Below are 15,590 nucleotides of genomic sequence, written 5' to 3'. Positions count from 1 at the left end.
GCGCTCAATGACAGTTTTTGGTAATCGACAGACAGGCCGATGTAATTATCGATATCACGCCGCGATCGCAACCGGCCGCGCTGGTTGTGCCTGAAAACGCCGGGGAATCGTCTGACAATAATCAGCCGTGCTCAAGACGATTCCCCTGCGTGACCTTCGGCAACGCATCACCGCGTTAGACCGTCCCCGGCAACGCGCTCGACACGAGCACGGCCGCCACCATCAGCACGCCGGCCAGCACGACCGCCTCGATCCGCAACACCGCGCCGAACCGTCGCAACGGGCCGGCCGGCATCGTGGCGGCCTGGTCCTTCAGCGCGGCCAGCAGCTTCGGCATCCCGAAGAAGCGGTTGTGTCCGCCGAGCGCCGCCGCGGCCAGCACGAGCGCGAACTTCAGCAGCAGGATCTGCCCGTACGTCGACGCGAGCAGGTTGGCGGGCGTATCGACACCGCGCCACCCGTTGTACGCGCCGGTCGCAAACAGCACGATCAGCGCATAGGTCGACGCATCGGAAAGCGACTGCACGAACGACGCGCCGGTCGCGCGTTCGCTAGCGGGCATGCTGGTGAGCCGCGGCATCACGCCGAACGCCGTCACGAGCACGAGCCCGACCCACGCGCTGATCGCGAGCAGATGCAGCCAGTCGACCCACACCGGCACGCTGAACAGCCCCGCGTCGACCGGATGCCCGCCGTTGCTGCGCGCGAGCGCGACGCATGCGAGCGCGGCCCACATCGCGAACGGAAAGCGCGTGTCGTTCGCATGCCTGACGAATGACAGCAGCACGACGACAACCATGAACACGGCGCCGGCCAGCCACGCATGCCCGAAGCCGGTGCCTACGAGCATCGCGCGGACGGACGGCCCGGCGTCGAGCATCGACACTTCGCTCATCAGCGCGCAGTGCGCCCAGAACGCGGTGATGCTCGCGAGCAGCGACACGACCGATGCGATGCGCAGCGTCGCGACGAGACGCCGCCCGATGCCGTGCTGCCACGTCGACGCGCCGCGCGCGAGCCAGTGGCTGCCGAGCAGCGCGCCGACGATCACCGCGAACCCGGCGTTCTGGATCGCCACCGATACGAGCCGCAGCAGGCCGACGAAACCCTCGTTCACCCTTTCACCTTGAACGTATAGGTGCCCTTGGTGCGATGCGCGTCGGCCGTCATCGCCGCCCACTGCACCGTGTACGCGCCCGGCGCGAGCTTCGGCATCGAGATGGTCATCACGCGCGGGTTCGACGCATCGACCTTCGCCTTTTCCTGCGTGACGGCGTTGCCGTTCGCGTCCGACACCTTCACCGAACTGAACGTCGGTTCGAGGTCTTCGTTGAACGTAAGCCGCAACGTGTCGGGCGCCGTGTCGACGGTGCTGCCTGTCGCGGGCGCGGCGCTTTCCAGCTTGCCGTGCGCCGATGCCGCGACCGGCGCGGCCGCGAGAATCGCGCCGGCCGCGGCGAAGGCGGCCAGCCGCGTGAGAGTCGTGATCTTCATGTTCATGCCCGGCGTCACGGCTTCTTCAGCTCGACGACGGTCAGCGCGCCGCCCACGTCCTCGGCGACGAAGTCGATCTTGTCGCCCACCTTCACCTGCGACAGCATTGCAGGGTCCTTCACCTTGAACACCATCGTCATCGCGTCCATCCCGAGGTTGTCCAGCGGGCCGTGCTTGATCGTCAGCCTGCCCGCGGCCGCGTCGACCTTGCGGATCTCGCCGTGCGACATTCCGTGCTTCGCGTCGGCGCCCTGCATCGCGCCGCCGCTCATGTCCATGCCGGCCATGTCGCCGGCCGCGTACGACGCTGCGGAAAACGCCAGCGCGCAACCCATTGCAATCGACACCAGTCCCTTCTTCATCATGCTTGCTCCCGAGTGAGTGAATCGAAACCGGCGGCCGCATCGGCACGGCCGCCGCGTGCTGCTACTGCTGCTCAGCCGTCCGGCAATTCGCCGGTGTATTCGTATGCGACGGTGCCCTTCGGATGCCGGAACCAGCCCGGGTCGCGATAGTCGTTGCGGCCGAGCCCCTGCCGCACCTTGAGCACCGTGAACATGCCGCCCATCTCCAGCGGCCCGAACGGGCCCGTGCCCGTCATCATCGGCAGCGTGTTGTCGGGCAGCGGCATCTCCATGTTGCCCATCGCGCCGCCCGTGCTGCCCATCGCCATGTAGTCCGGCACGAGCTTGCCGATCTTTTTCGCGAGATCCTTCTGCGGCACGCCGATCAGGTTCGGCACCTGGTGGCCCATCGCATTCATCGTGTGATGCGATTTGTGGCAATGGAACGCCCAGTCGCCCGGGCGATCGGCGGTGAACTCGATCGCGCGCATCTGGCCCACCGCGACATCGGTCGTCACTTCCGGCCAGCGCGCCGCCGGCGGAATCCAGCCGCCGTCGGTGCCCGCGACTTCGAAGCTGTAGCCATGCAGATGGATCGGATGGTTCGTCATCGTCAGGTTGCCGAAACGAATCCGCACGCGGTCGCCCGCGCGCACCGGCAGCGGGTCGACGCCCGGGAACACGCGCGAGTTGAAGGTCCACATGTTGAAGTCCGTCATCTCGTTCACGCGCGGCGTGTAGCTGCCCGGATCGATGTCGTACGCGGCGAGCAGGAACACGAAGTCGCGATCGACCGGCATCGTGCCGCGATCCTTCGGGTGCACGATGAACATGCCCATCATCCCCATCGCCATCTGCACCATCTCGTCGGCATGCGGGTGATACATGAACGTGCCGTGCGATTCGAGCTGGAACTCGTAGACGAAGGTCTTGCCGGGCGGGATATGCGGCTGCGTGAGGCCGCCGACGCCGTCCATCCCGTTGGGCAGCCGCAGCCCGTGCCAGTGGATCGTCGTGTGCTCGGGCAACCGGTTGGTCACGAAGATGCGGACCTTGTCGCCTTCGACGGCCTCGATCGTCGGCCCCGGTGACTGGCCGTTGTAGCCCCACAGGTTCGCGTTCATGCCGGGCGCCATCTCGCGCACGACGGGCTCGGCCGTCAGGTGGAATTCCTTCCAGCCGTTCTTCATCCGCCACGGCAGCGTCCAGCCGTTCAGCGTCGCGACCGGCGTGTACGGCCGGCCGTTGGGCGGCACGAGCGGCGGCTGCGTGGCGGTTTTCGCCATCGTGGGCGCTTCGGGCAGCGACGCGGCGCCGGCCTTGCTGACCATCGCGGCGCCCAGCAGCGCGGCACCCGAGCCGCTGAGAAATTGTCGACGGGACACCATGTCAATGACCTTCAGGATGCGTTGCGGGCGCCGGTTGCGCCGCGGGTGAGGAAGCCGGCTGCGGTGCAGCGTCGGTTTTGGGTTCGGATTCGGCGGCAGCCGCCGCGCGCGGCGCGGGGCCCGAGGTCGGCAGCCGGCCGCCGACGGCCATCTGCAGATCGGTCTCGGCGAGCCAGTAGTCCTTCAGCGAATCGATGTAGCCGTTCACCGCGCCGACCTGTTCGCGCGCATCGGTCAGCAACTCGAACACGCTCGCGAGCATCCCGTTGTAGCGCAGCAGCAGCTCGTCCGAGATCGTCTTGCGCAGCGGCACGACTTCGTCGCGATAGTGTTTCGCGACGTCGTAGCTCGTCACGTACGACGCATACGACTCGCGCACTTCGGAGCGCGCATCGATGGCCGTCTTCGCGAGCCGGTTCGCCGACTGCATGTAGACGGCCTCGGCCCGCGCGACCTTCGCGCCGCCCCAGTCGAACAGCGGAATCTCGACGCTGATCTCGTAGCCGTGCTCGTGGCCCTTGCCGGTCTCGTAGTTGTTCACGTAGCCGAGATCGACCGCGTTGACGAAGCGCGTGGCCTTGCTGAGGCCGAGCGACGACGCGACGCCCTGCGTCTGCAGCTTCGCGGCCTGGATGTCGAGGCGGTTGCTCATCGCGAAGCGTTCGAGATCGGGCAGGTCCGGGCGCGCTTTCGGCAGGTCGGGCAAACGGTCGGGCAGCGCATACTGCGTGCGCTCGCCCCACAGGCCCATCGCGCGCGTGAGCTTCTCGCGCGCGGCCACGGCCTGCTGGCGCGCCTTAGCGTGCTGCGCGACCGCGTCGGCATGGAACGCCTGTTCGCGCGCGTAATCGAGCCGGCTGAAGTTGCCGGCCTGCCGCATGCGCTGTGCGAGTTCGGCGGCCGCGCTCGCCGAGTCGCGCACCTGCCGCGCGTAGTTCGCGGCCTGCTCGGCCGCGACGGCCTCGACATACGCACGGCGCGCGTCGGCCGCGACCTTCAGCATCGCATCGGCCGTTTCGAGCTTGGTCTGCTCGAAACGGCGGCGTTCGATGTTCGTCGCGAGCGGCATCGTCAGCAGCGCGAACACGTTCGCCGAGAACGTGCGGCCGAGCGTCAGCTCGCCGTCGCCGGCGCGCGTGCGGCTGAACGAGAAGCGCGGGTTCGGCAGCCGGCCGGCCTGCACGAGGTCGGCCTCCGACAGCCCGAGCTCCGCGTACGACGCCTGCAGGCCGCGATTGTTCAGCAGTGCGACCTGCACCGCGTCGTCCATCGACAACGGTTTCGCAAGCAACTCCGTGGTCCGCTTGTCGACGGCTTCGCGGTCGGCATCGGTGCGGACGACGACGGCGTCCTTCCCGATCCGTTCCGACGCGGTGGACGAAACGGTGCCGAAGCCGCCGTCCTTCGAAAACGTCGTGCAGCCCGCGAGGAATGCCAGCACGATTGCGGCCGCGCCGATCCGCGGCGATATCGCCAGGTTCTTCATTGCGCGGCCCCTCCGTGCATCGCATGGGCGCCGCCGCTGCCAGCCGGGTTGCCGGGCTTCGCGTCGGCGGTCGTGCGCCCCTTCGCGGGCCGTTCCAGTACGTCCCGGTTCAGTTGTTTCCAGCCCGGGCCTTCGTCGTCCCGATACGGCCGGTAGCCGTCGAACGCGGACGTCACGGTGACGTCCGGCACCGTCGCGGCGGCGTCCGCCGGATCGGGAAACGGGGTTTGCGCAGGCGCGAGCGACGGCACGATGGCCGCCGCGCTCAACAGCGCCGCAGTGATCAATCGCATGAACAAGTCTCGTCGTGAGTCGTCCGGCGGACCGCGTACGGCCGCCAGCGTGGATTGCGGGTCGCGGCCGGTCGGCCGCGGGCAGGGACTAGACGGGAATCCGGCGAGGCGGCCGCTCGATGCCGCCGGTCAGGAACGACACGACGACGGCCGAGGGCGGATACGACGCGATCGCGATCCTGGCGTCCGCCGCAGCCGGCACCGCCGGCACACCCGACATGCCCGTGCCGATGCAGCAGGACACACAGGCGGCACACGACGCCGCGTGGCTTTCGTGATCCCCGTGGTTCCCCCGCGCGCCCTGCGCGGTCGACATCGTGTGCGGCGCCTCTTCCGCATGCGGCACCGCAGCGCCCGCGCACTGCATCGAAACGGTCGCGAACGACTGGATCGGCAGGCTCAGCGCCAGCAGCACGACGAGGATGAATTTGCGCCAGTACGACATGGAAACGGAATCAGGCAGGCAACGATCGGATCGGCCGGCGCAGCGCCGCGACGGCGCGCTCCGGGGACAACACGGCTGCAGCTTATCGCCGCGGCGGTGACGACGACATGGTCGAAACATGACGGGATTTTCATGAAACGCGGGCGAAGCGGCGAGTAAGCGCTTCATGAAATTTCCGTCATCCGGCGGTCATCTTTCGCGCACGCGCGGCGCCGTAAGCTCAGGCGTTACACTGACCGGCTGGAACCACGGACAGCCTGCCTCACCATGCGGATACTGATAGTCGAAGACGAACCCAAGATGGCGTCGTACCTCCGGAAGGGGCTGATGGAGGCGAGCTACACGGTCGACATCGCGGAGAACGGCAAGGACGGGCTGTTCCTCGCGCTGCACGAGGATTTCGATCTCGTCGTGCTCGACGTGATGCTGCCGGAGATGGACGGCTTCGAGGTGCTTCGGCGGCTGCGCGCGCAGAAGCAGACGCCCGTGCTGCTGCTCACGGCCCGCGAGGCGATCGAGGACAAGGTCGCCGGCCTCGAACTGGGCGCCGACGACTACCTGCTCAAGCCGTTCGCGTATGCCGAGTTCCTGGCACGCATCCGCTCGCTGCTGCGGCGCGCGCCGCGCAACGTGCGCGACATCCTGCATGTGGCCGATCTCGAAATCGACCTGATCAAGCGCCGCGTGCGGCGCGCCGACAACCGCATCGACCTGACCGCGCAGGAATTCGCGCTGCTGCAACTGCTCGCGGAACGCGAGGGCGAGGTGCTGACGCGCACGTTCATCACGTCGCAGATCTGGGACATGAATTTCGACAGCGACACGAACGTCGTCGATGCGGCGATCAAGCGGCTGCGCGCGAAGATCGACAACGCGTACGACAAGAAGCTGATCCACACGATCCGCGGCATGGGTTACGTGCTCGAGGATCGTTCGTGACCGCCGACCCGGCTTCGTATTCGCTGCTGCGGCGCCTGACGCTCGCGTTCGCCGTCGTCGCCGCGCTCGTGTTCGCGCTGACCGGCGCGTACCTCTATCGTTCGTTGTCCACCGAACTGACGCGGCGCGACGACATCGAGATCTCCGGCAAGCTCAACCAGTTCCTGCAGCTCGCGCACGCGAGCGGATCGACGGCCGCGCTGCGCGCCGATCCGGCCGTGTTCCACGAGGTGCTGCTGTCGCATCCGGGCGTCTATCTCGGCATCTACGACGGGCAGAACCGTCCGCTCGTCGAGCACACCGACGAAACCGGCAACACGCTCGCCACGGTGATCGCGGCGCCGCATCCGGCCGGCGGAACCGGCAAAGCCAGCGGACCCGGCGGCCCGTTCACCTGCTCGCCGCCCGGGATCGGCACATCGCGCTGCGTGTATGCACGCGCCACGCTGCCGTCAGGCGAGGCGATCCAGGTCGCGCTCGCACGCACGGCGACCGATCGCCAGTCGCTGCTCGAAAGCTATCGCGTCGACATCTGGCTCGCGGCGGCCGTCGGCGCGCTGCTGGTCGGCGCGCTCGGTCATGCGGTCGCATCGCGCGGCCTGCGCCCGGTCGAGAGCCTCGGCCGGCAGACGTCGCGCATCGAGGCGCACAACCTGAACGCGCGCCTCGACGCCCGCGGCGGCCCCGTCGAACTGCGCGAGCTAGCGACATCGGTCAACCGGATGCTCGACCGCCTCGAACGCGCGTTCGTGCGGCTGTCGCAGTTCTCGTCCGATCTCGCGCACGACATGCGCACGCCGCTCGCCAACGTGATCAGCTCGTCGCAGATCACGCTGTCGCGCGCACGCACGACCGAAGAATACGAAGCGCTGATCGATTCGAACATCGAGGAATGCGAACGGCTGCAGCGGATGATCGAGAACATGCTGTTTCTCGCGCGCACCGACAATGCGCGGCAGCATCTGAAAACCGCCGAGCTCGACGCGGGCAGCGAGCTGCGCCGGCTCGCGTCGTATTTCCAGGCACTGGCCGACGAGGCAGGCGTGCGCATCGACGTGCACGGCGAGGCACCGGTCGTTGCGGACGCAATGTTGTTCCGGCGCGCGGTCAGCAATCTCGCATCGAACGCGCTCGAACACGCACAAGCCGCGTCGACGATCGAGCTGGCCGTATCCGCGCAGGCCGGTTACGCGGTCGTCGAGGTCACGAATCGCGGCGCGGCGATTCCGCCCGAACAGGTCGACCGGATCTTCGAGCGCTTCTACCGCATCGATTCGTCGCGGCACGGTGCGGCGCGGAACGCGGGGCTCGGGCTCGCGATCGTCAAGTCGATCATGGAGCTGCATCGCGGCAAGGTCGAGGTCGTGAGCCGCGACGGACGCACGACGTTCGCGCTTTACTTTCCGAGCGGCACCGATAGTTAGTTGGACCGTTCGCTGCCGGCTCGCGATCACCGGGCCTGCTCGGTGCCGAACGATCCGCGCAAGCGGACGAGCAGCACGATGGTCGCCGCGCTGAACACCGCCCCCGCGTAGAACGTGGCCGCGGCGCCTACCCTGTCCCACAGGATGCCGGCGACGACACTCGATACGAGCGTCGCGACGCCGCTGAGCAGATTGAAAACGCCGAACGCCGTGCCTCTCAACTCGGACGGCGCGGCATGCGCGACCATCGTGGCGAGCAATCCTTGCGTCATCCCCATATGGAGCCCCCACAACGCCACGCCGACGAGTACGGTTCCCCAGTGCGTGCCGTGCGCGAGCACGAGGTCGGCTGCGATCAGCATCACGAGCCCGGCCACCATCAGCTTCGTGTGGCTCGTCGTGTCGGCGAGCTTGCCGAACGGGTAGGCCGACAGCGCGTACACGATGTTCATCGCCACCATCACGAGCGGAACGAGCGCGACGGGTACGCCGCCGCCCATCGCGCGCAGCACCAGGAAAGCCTCGCTGAAGCGGGCCAGCGCGAACACGGCGCCAACCGCGACGACCCACCAGTAGCGCGCGCCGAGTTGCTTCACGACGTCGCGGCGGATCGGGTTGATGCGCTTGTCGTCCGACGCGCGCGCCGGCTCTTCGATACCGAACGCGAGCAGCGCCACGGCCAGCATGCCCGGGATCACGGCCAGCCAGAACGCGAGGCGGAAGTCGTCGCGCCACATCAGCATGATGGCGACGGCCAGCAGCGGCCCGAGAAACGCACCCACCGTGTCGAGCGACTGCCGCAACCCGTACGCGGCGCCGCGCAGGTGGACCGGCGTGACGTCGGCCACGAGCGCATCGCGCGGCGCGCCGCGGATCCCCTTGCCGATCCGGTCGACGATCCGCGCCGTCACCACGACGCCGATCGTCGGCGCGATGGCGAACAGCGGCTTGCTGAGCGCGCCGAGCCCGTATCCGGCGACCGCCAGCCACTTGCGATTGCGCAGATAGTCGCTCAACGTGCCGGAGAACACCTTGACGACCGGCGCCGTCGCCTCGGCGATCCCCTCGATGACGCCGATCGTGGTCGCGCTCGCGCCGAGCCCCGCCATCAGGAACATCGGCAACAGGCTGTGGATGATTTCCGACGACACGTCCATCAACAGGCTGACGCAGCCCAACACCCAGACGCTGCGCGGAATCTGACGAAGAATGCGGGTCGACGCTTCGGTCTGCATGGGTCGCTCTCGATTCGGGAATCCTGATACGGGACGCCACCGATACTACTGCAACGCACGGGTTGTCGCGCGCATCGTCGAGCGCACGCTCGATCGCGTCGACCTGCCCGTTGACACGGCGTACGCGGTTCAGCAGCTTCTGGTTTTCATGAACGGCATGACTCGTCGACGGCTCCCTGCATAGGGCAATCGAATGACGCATTTTGAGGGTTATACGACCTTTGAGCCATCCAATTCAGATTCCATAATTTGCTCAGGAATCAAGCCGGAACACGAGCACAAACGCGATTGCGGCTTGTGCCTCCGGTTTGATCAATCTCGAGCAAAGAAAGGAACGGAAGATGAGGCTCAAGAACAAGTCAGCTTTGATTACGGGCGGTACCAGCGGCATCGGTCTCGCGACCGCCAGGCTTTTCATTGCAGAAGGCGCCCGAGTTGCGGTTACCGGTCGCGACGATGCAGTGTTCGAGCGCGTGAAGGCCGAGCTTGGCGAGAATGCGTTGGTTCTCAAGGGCGATGTACGTTCGATCGAGGACATGCGAGCGATTGCCGCAGAGGTAAAAGAGCAGTTCGGCGGACTGGATGTCGTGTTCGCCAACGCTGGTTGGGCTTTCCCGTCCGCGGTCAACGACATCGACGACCACCTCTACAACGAGATCATGGACATCAACGTCAAGGGCGTGGTGTTCACGCTTCAAGCGGTGCTGCCGGACTTGCGAGAGGGCTCCTCGGTCATTCTCAACACATCGTTCGTCGCCCAGACCGGCAAGCATGGCATCTCGTTGACTGCGGCGGCGAAGGCCGCCGTGCGATCGCTTGCCCGTAGTTGGTCCTACGAGTTTCTCGATCGCAAGATTCGGTTCAACGCGATCGCGCCTGGCGGCACGGACACGCCCCTGCTCAGCAAGTGGGGGATGTCGGACGAGGATGTCCGCAACTTCAAAAGCGAGTTCGCGAAGACCATCCCGGTAGGCCATCTGGGAAAGGCGGAGGACATTGCCTACGCGGCGCTCTACCTCGCCAGCGACGAATCCTCCTACGTTGTCGGCAGCGAGCTGATTGTCGATGGCGGTGCCTCGCAGCTTTAAGCCCGCGCGTTCCGATTCAAGAGCCCCGCACGTTCTTCCGGCTCATCCACACCTTGATCACACGTCCACCCGCATGCTTGTCGTGGTGGTTTTCAATCCGGCCCCCCCCGTTGCGCACGGAGGGGCCGAAGCGCAAGGAGAAATGATCTTGACCGATAGCAACGATAACAATGCCAACGGAAAGGCACTCACCGGAGCAGGTCGCTCGCGCCGCGATATTCTCAAGTTCGGCAGCATCGCCACGCTGGGCGCCGTGCTGGGTGGCGGAGCCCTGCTTGGCCACACCACGCCTGCGCTTGCGCAGGCAGCCAGCAAGGGGGAACTTGCTCCGGATGTCCCGCTCAACATCTTGATTGTCAATTACGACGGCGGGACGCTTCTCGACTTCGCCGGCCCCAGCGAAATTTTCCACCGGTTACCGAATACGAACGTTCGCTATGCGAGCCTCGATGGGGGCAACGTGACTCTCGAATTCGGGGTCGTGTATGGCAAGACTGAACGACTGGCCGATATCGAAAAGACAGACCTGATTCTGGTGCCCGGCGGGTCCGATTTGACGGCGCCGATGCGGCCCGAGTATCAAGCGCAGATCCGGCGTTTGGCGGAAAGCGCCAAACATGTAACGTCAGTTTGCAACGGATCGCTGGTGCTCGCTGCGACGGGCGTTCTCAAGGGCAAGCGAAGCGCCTGCCATTGGGCCTTCGTCAACAAGCTGTCCGAATATGGCGCGATCCCCGTGCCGGATCGGTTCGTGGAAGACGACAACGGCCGCTTCATGAGCGGCGGCGGCGTGACGGCGGGCATCGATTTCGCCCTTCGCGTCGCAGAGAAGCTGCGCGGTCGGCAGGCCGCCGAATTCACGCAACTCGTGATCGAATACGATCCCGCTCCGCCGTTCCATTCCGGTCATCCCAGAGACGCACGGCCGGAACTCATCGCGATGGTCGACAAGGAACTGCCTGGTGCATCCAGGGGGCTCGCACGAATCCCGGGCGTTCGCTGAGATGCCCGCAGCCAATGTCGGTGGGACTTGCACGCGTTTCGATGAAGCCGCGGCCGACATCGCTTGCCTCACCTGCCCAAGCTGGCGCAGCCCCTTCGATTCAAACCCTGATCGGAAATCCTCAAATGCAACAGATTCGTCGTTTTACTGCAGCCCTTGCAGCCTGCTTTTCCTTTTTCGCGTTTGCGGCGCCAGCCATTGCCGGCGGCCCGCAACCTCAAACCGAAGCGGCCATCAAAGCCGAGAACGCGCGATGGGCGGATGCCTTTGCGCGAGGGGACTACGACGCGATAGGCCGTCTATATACGAAAGACGGCGCACTCCTGCCGCCCGGCGGCGACAGGGTGACGGGGGGCAGCGCGATTGCCGCGCACTTCGCGAACGGGTATGCCGGGGCAAAACCCGACACCGTATCGTTCAGCAATTACGAGTTCTACGGTAACGACCGGGCCGTGACGGAGGTTTCGGATGCGGAAATCCGTGACCCTGTTGGAAACCTGAAATACCGCGGCAAGCAGATCCTCCTCTTTCTGAAGGAGGGCGGCGCGTGGAAATTGCATCGCGACATCTGGAATGATTACGCTGCCCGGAAATCCGATGGCCATTGAGCGCCCCGCGATCCAGGTAGTCACGTACCGCGAGCGCCAATAGCCCGGCGCTCGATCAGCGCGCACTGTTCAATCTGCTCTCGCGCCGGATCGCTTGCGGAGGGTGGCCATACAGTTTGATAAAGGCCCTCCGCATGCGTTCCGGATCAGTGAATCCCACGGCCAGAGCAATTTGTTCGATGGGTTCACTACCGTCCTGCAGGCGCAGCCTCGCAGCTTCGACGCGCAAACGCTCCACCGCCTTGGCAGGCGTTTCCCCGGTTTCCCGACGAAACGCTCGTCCGAACTGCCTCGGGCTCAATCTTGCCGCATCGGCGAGTCGTTCCACCGGTAGCGCTTCGGCCAGATGTTCTCTCGCGAAGTTCAGCGCGATGCGGATACGATCCGATTCAGGCTCCATTTGCGACATGGCGGAGAATTGGGACTGCCCGCCCGGTCGACGGTACGGAACAACCAGAAGCCTGGAAACAGCGCGCGCGACTTCCGCACCCATATCTCTTTCAATCAAGCCGAGCGCCAGGTCAATTCCGGAGGCAATGCCCGCCGACGTCCAGATGCGGCCGTCTACGATATAGATGCTATCGCCCTCGACCCGGGCGCGAGGGAAGCGGGATTGCAACAGCGCAGCGTATCGCCAGTGCGTGGTTGCTCTCAAGCCGTCCAGCAAGCCGGTTTCCGCAAGCAGAAACGCTCCGGTACACACGCTCGCCACCCGCGACGCCCTGGCGCACAATTTCCTGGCAGCGGCGATGTTCCCCGGTGTCTGCATCGGGCCGATATCACCGCCCACGAAAACGACGGTGTCAAACATGCGCCTTCCGACCGGCGTTGTCTCGATCGAAAGGCCGGTATTGCCACGTACCGGGCCTCCAGACTGCGAGATGACATGAAGATCGTACGGAGTATGGCCAGCGGCTCCGGCCACCTGATTGAAAGCCGACAGCGGCCCGCCAAGATCGAGCGCGTCGTGGCCACTGCAAACAAAAAACCCGATTCGATGCATGACGGAGTCGTTAGCCGAATACCCTGAGAAGGCGTATTTTACGGATATCCCTCAAATCGTGTCATGCAGGCGAAAATGACGGCAAATCGTCATTTGCCCCTCATCCACCAGCTGAAGTGTCATTGGAACGGTAACGACTTCGACCGGTTACGTGCCGCGCGGCAGCCGGTCCGCGCCGCATGCGTCAGTCAACCCGCCGGCGCGTGAACGCGCCGCGGCGCGCCCGCGACCGGCTCACTCCGCCAGCAATTCAGCGCCGCGACGCGACGAGATGCCGACCAGCTGGTCGGCGGGCTGCGGCCGCGCGAACAGGAAGCCCTGCCCCTGGTGGCAACCGATCTCCTGCAGGAAGGCCAGCTGCTTTGCCGTCTCGACGCCCTCCATCACGACATCGAGCCCCAGTGCGCGCCCCATCGCAACGATCGCGCGCACGATCGCGTCGTCCGTGCTGCCCGAACCGCAGTCCGCGAGGAACGACTGATCGATCTTCAGCGTATCGACGGGCAGATCCTTCAGATACACCAGCGACGAATAGCCCGTACCGAAATCGTCGATCGCCAGGCTGATCCCCCGCGTCGCGAGTTCGCGCAGCAGGATGCCCATTTCCTCGCGGGTGTTCATCGCCATGCTTTCGAGCAACTCGAGCTGCAGGTATTCGGCCGGCAATGCGGTTTCGCTGAGAATGGTCGTCAGGTCGCTGAGGAAGTGATCGGTAAAGCACTGCCGTGCCGACACGTTCACCGACACACGCCCGAACTCGAAGCCCTCGTCGAGCCAGCGGCGCGCCTGCCGGCAGGCTTCGTGCAGCACCCACCTGCCGATCGGGACGATCAGCGCGGACCGCTCCGCCAGCCCGATGAAATCGCCCGGCGGCACCAGGCCCCTGCGTGGATGCAACCAGCGCAACAGCGCCTCCACGCCGACGATCCGGCCGCTGGCCAGATCGTATTGCGGCTGATAGAACAGGCGGAATTCATTCTGCTCGAGCGCGCGGTGCAACTCGCCGAGCGTCTCCAGCTGCTCGATCGCCGACGACGTCATCTTGCTCTCGAAAAACTGGAACACGTTCCTGCCGCGGCTCTTCGCGCCGTACATCGCCTGGTCCGCGAGCAGGATCAAGTCCTCCGCCTCGGTGCCGTCGTCCGGATAGATGCTGATGCCGATGCTCGGCGTCACGAAGATCTCGCGATCGCCGATATCGATCGCCCGTCCCACTTCGTCCAGCAGCTTGCGCGCAACTCGCCCGACGTCGCGGACATCGTCGACCTCCTCGAGCACGAGCGCGAATTCGTCACCGCCCATGCGCGCCACCGTGTCGTTCGCGCGCACTTTCGCGACGATGCGCTCCGCGACCATCTTCAGCACCTCGTCGCCGGCGTTGTGGCCGAGCGTATCGTTGACCAGCTTGAAGCGGTCGAGATCGAGGTACATCACCGCGACCTTGCGACCGAGCCGCTTCGCGTGGACGATCGCGTGCGCGAGCCGCTCCTCGAACAGCATCCGGTTCGCGAGATTGGTGAGCACGTCGTGCGTGGCGAGATAGCCCAGCCGCTCCTCCGCCTGGCGCCGCTGCGTGATGTCGGAAAAGATCGCCGCGTAGTGAGAGATCTCGCCTTCGCTGTCGCGAATGCTGGTGATCGTCAGGTATTCGAGAAACAGCTCGCCGGTCTTGCGGCGATTCCAGATTTCGCCTTGCCAGTGGCCATCGGTCGTCAGCGAATGCCACAGCTGCTTGTAGAAATCGGGCGTCTGGCGCCCGGAACTCAGCAGGCCCGGGTTGCGCCCGATCACTTCGTCCTCGGTGTACCCGGTCAGGCGCGTGAAGGCCTGGTTGACGCGCTCGATCTTCGCGTGCCGGTCGGTCACCATGATGCCTTCGAGTGCCGATTCGAACACCCGATCCGCCATGCGCAGGTTGAAGCGCGCGAGGCCAAGCGCTTCGTCGCGCTCGCGCAAGGCGCTGCGCAGCTCGTTCGCGTATTCGTGCTCGATGCTCTGGAGCACGTCCGCGAAACAGAGCAGCCCGGTCAGCCTGCCATCGTCGTCCTGGACGCCGACATGCCGCATATTGTGCTCGGTCATGAAGCGCTGCGCCGCATACAGGCTCTGCTTGGCGGTCAGCATCTGCAGCGGCTTGCTCGCGTAGGCCCCGACCGCGCCGTGGGCCCCGCCGTCTGCCAGGAGCCGGACGATGTCCCGTTCGGTCAGGATGCCGTGCTCGCCGTCGTCGTAGCCGACGAGGATCGCATCGAGCCGTTGCGCGCGCATCCGCGCGATGACTTCGTGCAGTGCGGCCTGCTCGGGCACCACAACGGGCGGATGGACGCAGATCGATTCGATCGGCTTCAGGTGCAGGAAAAATTCCGGCCCCTGGTTCACGACGACGTCGGTCTGCGTCAGCACGCCGATCGCGGCGCCATCCCGGACCACCACGAAGTGCCGCACGCCCGACTGCTTGAACTTCATCGCGGCTTCGCCCAGCGGCGTATCGGCCTCGAGCGTCAGCACCGGATGGCTCATCACCTCGCTGACCGGTCGATCGAGTTCGCGCGAACTGTCGCCGGCCGACAGTGCATCATGCTCGGTCCAGATCCCGACGACCTGTTCATCATGCATCACGACGATCGAGCTGCAACGTTCGGCGAACATGCGTCGCGCGACCTCCCGCACCGGCGTGGCGGGCGCGCAGGACAGAATCTGACGCGCGACGAGGCGCGCAATCGGAACATCGTAGCTGTTCGGATACATTCTCTAACCAAGACGAAAAATCCTCGCCGGCGCACGTCGATCCGGCAACCTTCGGGCTCGCCTGCGGCGGCAGGCAAGATACGATCTCACTT

Annotated in this window: 15 protein-coding genes and 1 pseudogene; 5 read left to right on the top strand and 11 right to left on the bottom strand. The window is 65.6% G+C overall.

Features of this window, described 5'->3' with window-relative positions; genetic code table 11:
* Positions 1 to 175: 175 nt before the first annotated feature.
* The 7 genes from OEJ37_RS06720 to OEJ37_RS06690 all read right to left on the bottom strand — a co-directional run bounded on the left by OEJ37_RS06720 (position 176) and on the right by OEJ37_RS06690 (position 5,450).
* Positions 176 to 1,117 carry a copper resistance D family protein gene (locus tag OEJ37_RS06720; RefSeq protein WP_263343644.1) on the bottom strand — a complete coding sequence of 314 codons (942 nt, stop codon included), beginning with the start codon at positions 1,115 to 1,117 and terminating at the stop codon, positions 176 to 178.
* Positions 1,114 to 1,494 carry a copper homeostasis periplasmic binding protein CopC gene (copC, locus tag OEJ37_RS06715; RefSeq protein ID WP_174416673.1) on the bottom strand — a complete coding sequence of 127 codons (381 nt, stop codon included), beginning with the start codon at positions 1,492 to 1,494 and terminating at the stop codon, positions 1,114 to 1,116. The genes OEJ37_RS06720 and copC overlap by 4 nt, the downstream gene beginning before the upstream one ends.
* 14 nt (positions 1,495 to 1,508) lie before the next feature.
* Positions 1,509 to 1,856 carry a copper-binding protein gene (locus OEJ37_RS06710; protein WP_174416950.1) on the bottom strand — a complete coding sequence of 116 codons (348 nt, stop codon included), beginning with the start codon at positions 1,854 to 1,856 and terminating at the stop codon, positions 1,509 to 1,511.
* 74 nt (positions 1,857 to 1,930) lie between these two features.
* Positions 1,931 to 3,226 (bottom strand): multicopper oxidase family protein, encoded by a 1,296-nt coding sequence (locus OEJ37_RS06705; protein WP_152861696.1) that lies wholly within the window; start codon positions 3,224 to 3,226, stop codon positions 1,931 to 1,933.
* Position 3,227: 1 nt separating this feature from the next.
* A complete protein-coding gene (locus OEJ37_RS06700) occupies positions 3,228 to 4,712 on the bottom strand; it encodes a TolC family protein (protein ID WP_263343642.1) in 1,485 nt (494 codons plus the stop codon).
* A complete protein-coding gene (locus OEJ37_RS06695; RefSeq protein ID WP_174416675.1) occupies positions 4,709 to 5,005 on the bottom strand; it encodes a hypothetical protein in 297 nt (98 codons plus the stop codon). The genes OEJ37_RS06700 and OEJ37_RS06695 overlap by 4 nt, the downstream gene beginning before the upstream one ends.
* A gap of 88 nt (positions 5,006 to 5,093) precedes the next feature.
* On the bottom strand, positions 5,094 to 5,450 hold the full coding sequence (locus tag OEJ37_RS06690; protein WP_174416676.1) for a hypothetical protein: 357 nt from the start codon (positions 5,448 to 5,450) through the stop codon (positions 5,094 to 5,096).
* A gap of 267 nt (positions 5,451 to 5,717) precedes the next feature.
* On the opposite strand from OEJ37_RS06690, the gene OEJ37_RS06685 reads away from it, so the two are divergent.
* Complete coding sequence (locus OEJ37_RS06685) at positions 5,718 to 6,389, top strand: heavy metal response regulator transcription factor (protein WP_152861704.1); 672 nt, start codon at positions 5,718 to 5,720, stop codon at positions 6,387 to 6,389.
* Entirely contained in the window at positions 6,386 to 7,813 is a 1,428-nt protein-coding gene (locus tag OEJ37_RS06680; RefSeq protein ID WP_263343639.1) for a heavy metal sensor histidine kinase, read from the top strand. Before OEJ37_RS06685 ends, OEJ37_RS06680 begins: the two co-directional genes overlap by 4 nt.
* A gap of 26 nt (positions 7,814 to 7,839) precedes the next feature.
* Here OEJ37_RS06680 and OEJ37_RS06675 read toward each other — a convergent pair whose 3' ends face one another.
* A complete protein-coding gene (locus OEJ37_RS06675; RefSeq protein WP_263343636.1) occupies positions 7,840 to 9,048 on the bottom strand; it encodes an MFS transporter in 1,209 nt (402 codons plus the stop codon).
* A 67-nt stretch (positions 9,049 to 9,115) separates the two neighbouring features.
* Positions 9,116 to 9,250 (bottom strand): annotated as a pseudogene (locus OEJ37_RS06670) (metal-sensing transcriptional repressor); the annotation flags it as partial.
* Between the two features lie 139 nt (positions 9,251 to 9,389).
* Between OEJ37_RS06670 and OEJ37_RS06665 the strand changes: the two are divergent.
* The 3 genes from OEJ37_RS06665 to OEJ37_RS06655 all read left to right on the top strand — a co-directional run bounded on the left by OEJ37_RS06665 (position 9,390) and on the right by OEJ37_RS06655 (position 11,747).
* A complete protein-coding gene (locus OEJ37_RS06665) occupies positions 9,390 to 10,136 on the top strand; it encodes an SDR family oxidoreductase (protein WP_263343634.1) in 747 nt (248 codons plus the stop codon).
* 148 nt (positions 10,137 to 10,284) lie between these two features.
* The gene (locus tag OEJ37_RS06660) at positions 10,285 to 11,139 is read left to right on the top strand and encodes a DJ-1/PfpI family protein (RefSeq protein ID WP_174416680.1); all 855 of its coding nucleotides are present in this window, start codon (positions 10,285 to 10,287) and stop codon (positions 11,137 to 11,139) included.
* 125 nt (positions 11,140 to 11,264) lie between these two features.
* Positions 11,265 to 11,747: a YybH family protein gene (locus OEJ37_RS06655; protein ID WP_263343631.1), complete on the top strand. Its 483-nt coding sequence runs from the start codon at positions 11,265 to 11,267 to the stop codon at positions 11,745 to 11,747.
* Positions 11,748 to 11,802: 55 nt separating this feature from the next.
* On the opposite strand, the gene OEJ37_RS06650 is transcribed toward OEJ37_RS06655, so the two are convergent.
* Together OEJ37_RS06650 and OEJ37_RS06645 are read right to left on the bottom strand one after the other, a co-directional pair.
* A complete protein-coding gene (locus tag OEJ37_RS06650) occupies positions 11,803 to 12,750 on the bottom strand; it encodes a GlxA family transcriptional regulator (protein WP_174416682.1) in 948 nt (315 codons plus the stop codon).
* A gap of 234 nt (positions 12,751 to 12,984) precedes the next feature.
* Positions 12,985 to 15,498: an EAL domain-containing protein gene (locus tag OEJ37_RS06645; protein WP_263343629.1), complete on the bottom strand. Its 2,514-nt coding sequence runs from the start codon at positions 15,496 to 15,498 to the stop codon at positions 12,985 to 12,987.
* Positions 15,499 to 15,590: the final 92 nt, after the last annotated feature.

It is taken from the genome of Burkholderia sp. BKH01 (genome assembly GCF_025685725.1).
In the GTDB taxonomy this organism is placed as follows: domain Bacteria; phylum Pseudomonadota; class Gammaproteobacteria; order Burkholderiales; family Burkholderiaceae; genus Burkholderia; species Burkholderia pyrrocinia_C.
The sequence above is the reverse complement of the archived record's forward strand: the minus strand, read 5'-3'. Positions and strand labels throughout refer to the sequence as shown.

Coding starts and splice junctions, on each gene's coding strand:
- OEJ37_RS06665 (WP_263343634.1), top strand. CDS start 9,390: ATGAGGCTCAAGAACAAGTCAGCTTTGATTACGGGCGGTACCAGCGGC.
- OEJ37_RS06675 (WP_263343636.1), bottom strand. CDS start 9,048: ATGCAGACCGAAGCGTCGACCCGCATTCTTCGTCAGATTCCGCGCAGC.
- OEJ37_RS06645 (WP_263343629.1), bottom strand. CDS start 15,498: ATGTATCCGAACAGCTACGATGTTCCGATTGCGCGCCTCGTCGCGCGT.
- OEJ37_RS06685 (WP_152861704.1), top strand. CDS start 5,718: ATGCGGATACTGATAGTCGAAGACGAACCCAAGATGGCGTCGTACCTC.
- OEJ37_RS06695 (WP_174416675.1), bottom strand. CDS start 5,005: ATGCGATTGATCACTGCGGCGCTGTTGAGCGCGGCGGCCATCGTGCCG.
- OEJ37_RS06700 (WP_263343642.1), bottom strand. CDS start 4,712: ATGAAGAACCTGGCGATATCGCCGCGGATCGGCGCGGCCGCAATCGTG.
- OEJ37_RS06650 (WP_174416682.1), bottom strand. CDS start 12,750: ATGCATCGAATCGGGTTTTTTGTTTGCAGTGGCCACGACGCGCTCGAT.
- copC (WP_174416673.1), bottom strand. CDS start 1,494: ATGAAGATCACGACTCTCACGCGGCTGGCCGCCTTCGCCGCGGCCGGC.
- OEJ37_RS06690 (WP_174416676.1), bottom strand. CDS start 5,450: ATGTCGTACTGGCGCAAATTCATCCTCGTCGTGCTGCTGGCGCTGAGC.
- OEJ37_RS06655 (WP_263343631.1), top strand. CDS start 11,265: ATGCAACAGATTCGTCGTTTTACTGCAGCCCTTGCAGCCTGCTTTTCC.
- OEJ37_RS06710 (WP_174416950.1), bottom strand. CDS start 1,856: ATGAAGAAGGGACTGGTGTCGATTGCAATGGGTTGCGCGCTGGCGTTT.
- OEJ37_RS06705 (WP_152861696.1), bottom strand. CDS start 3,226: ATGGTGTCCCGTCGACAATTTCTCAGCGGCTCGGGTGCCGCGCTGCTG.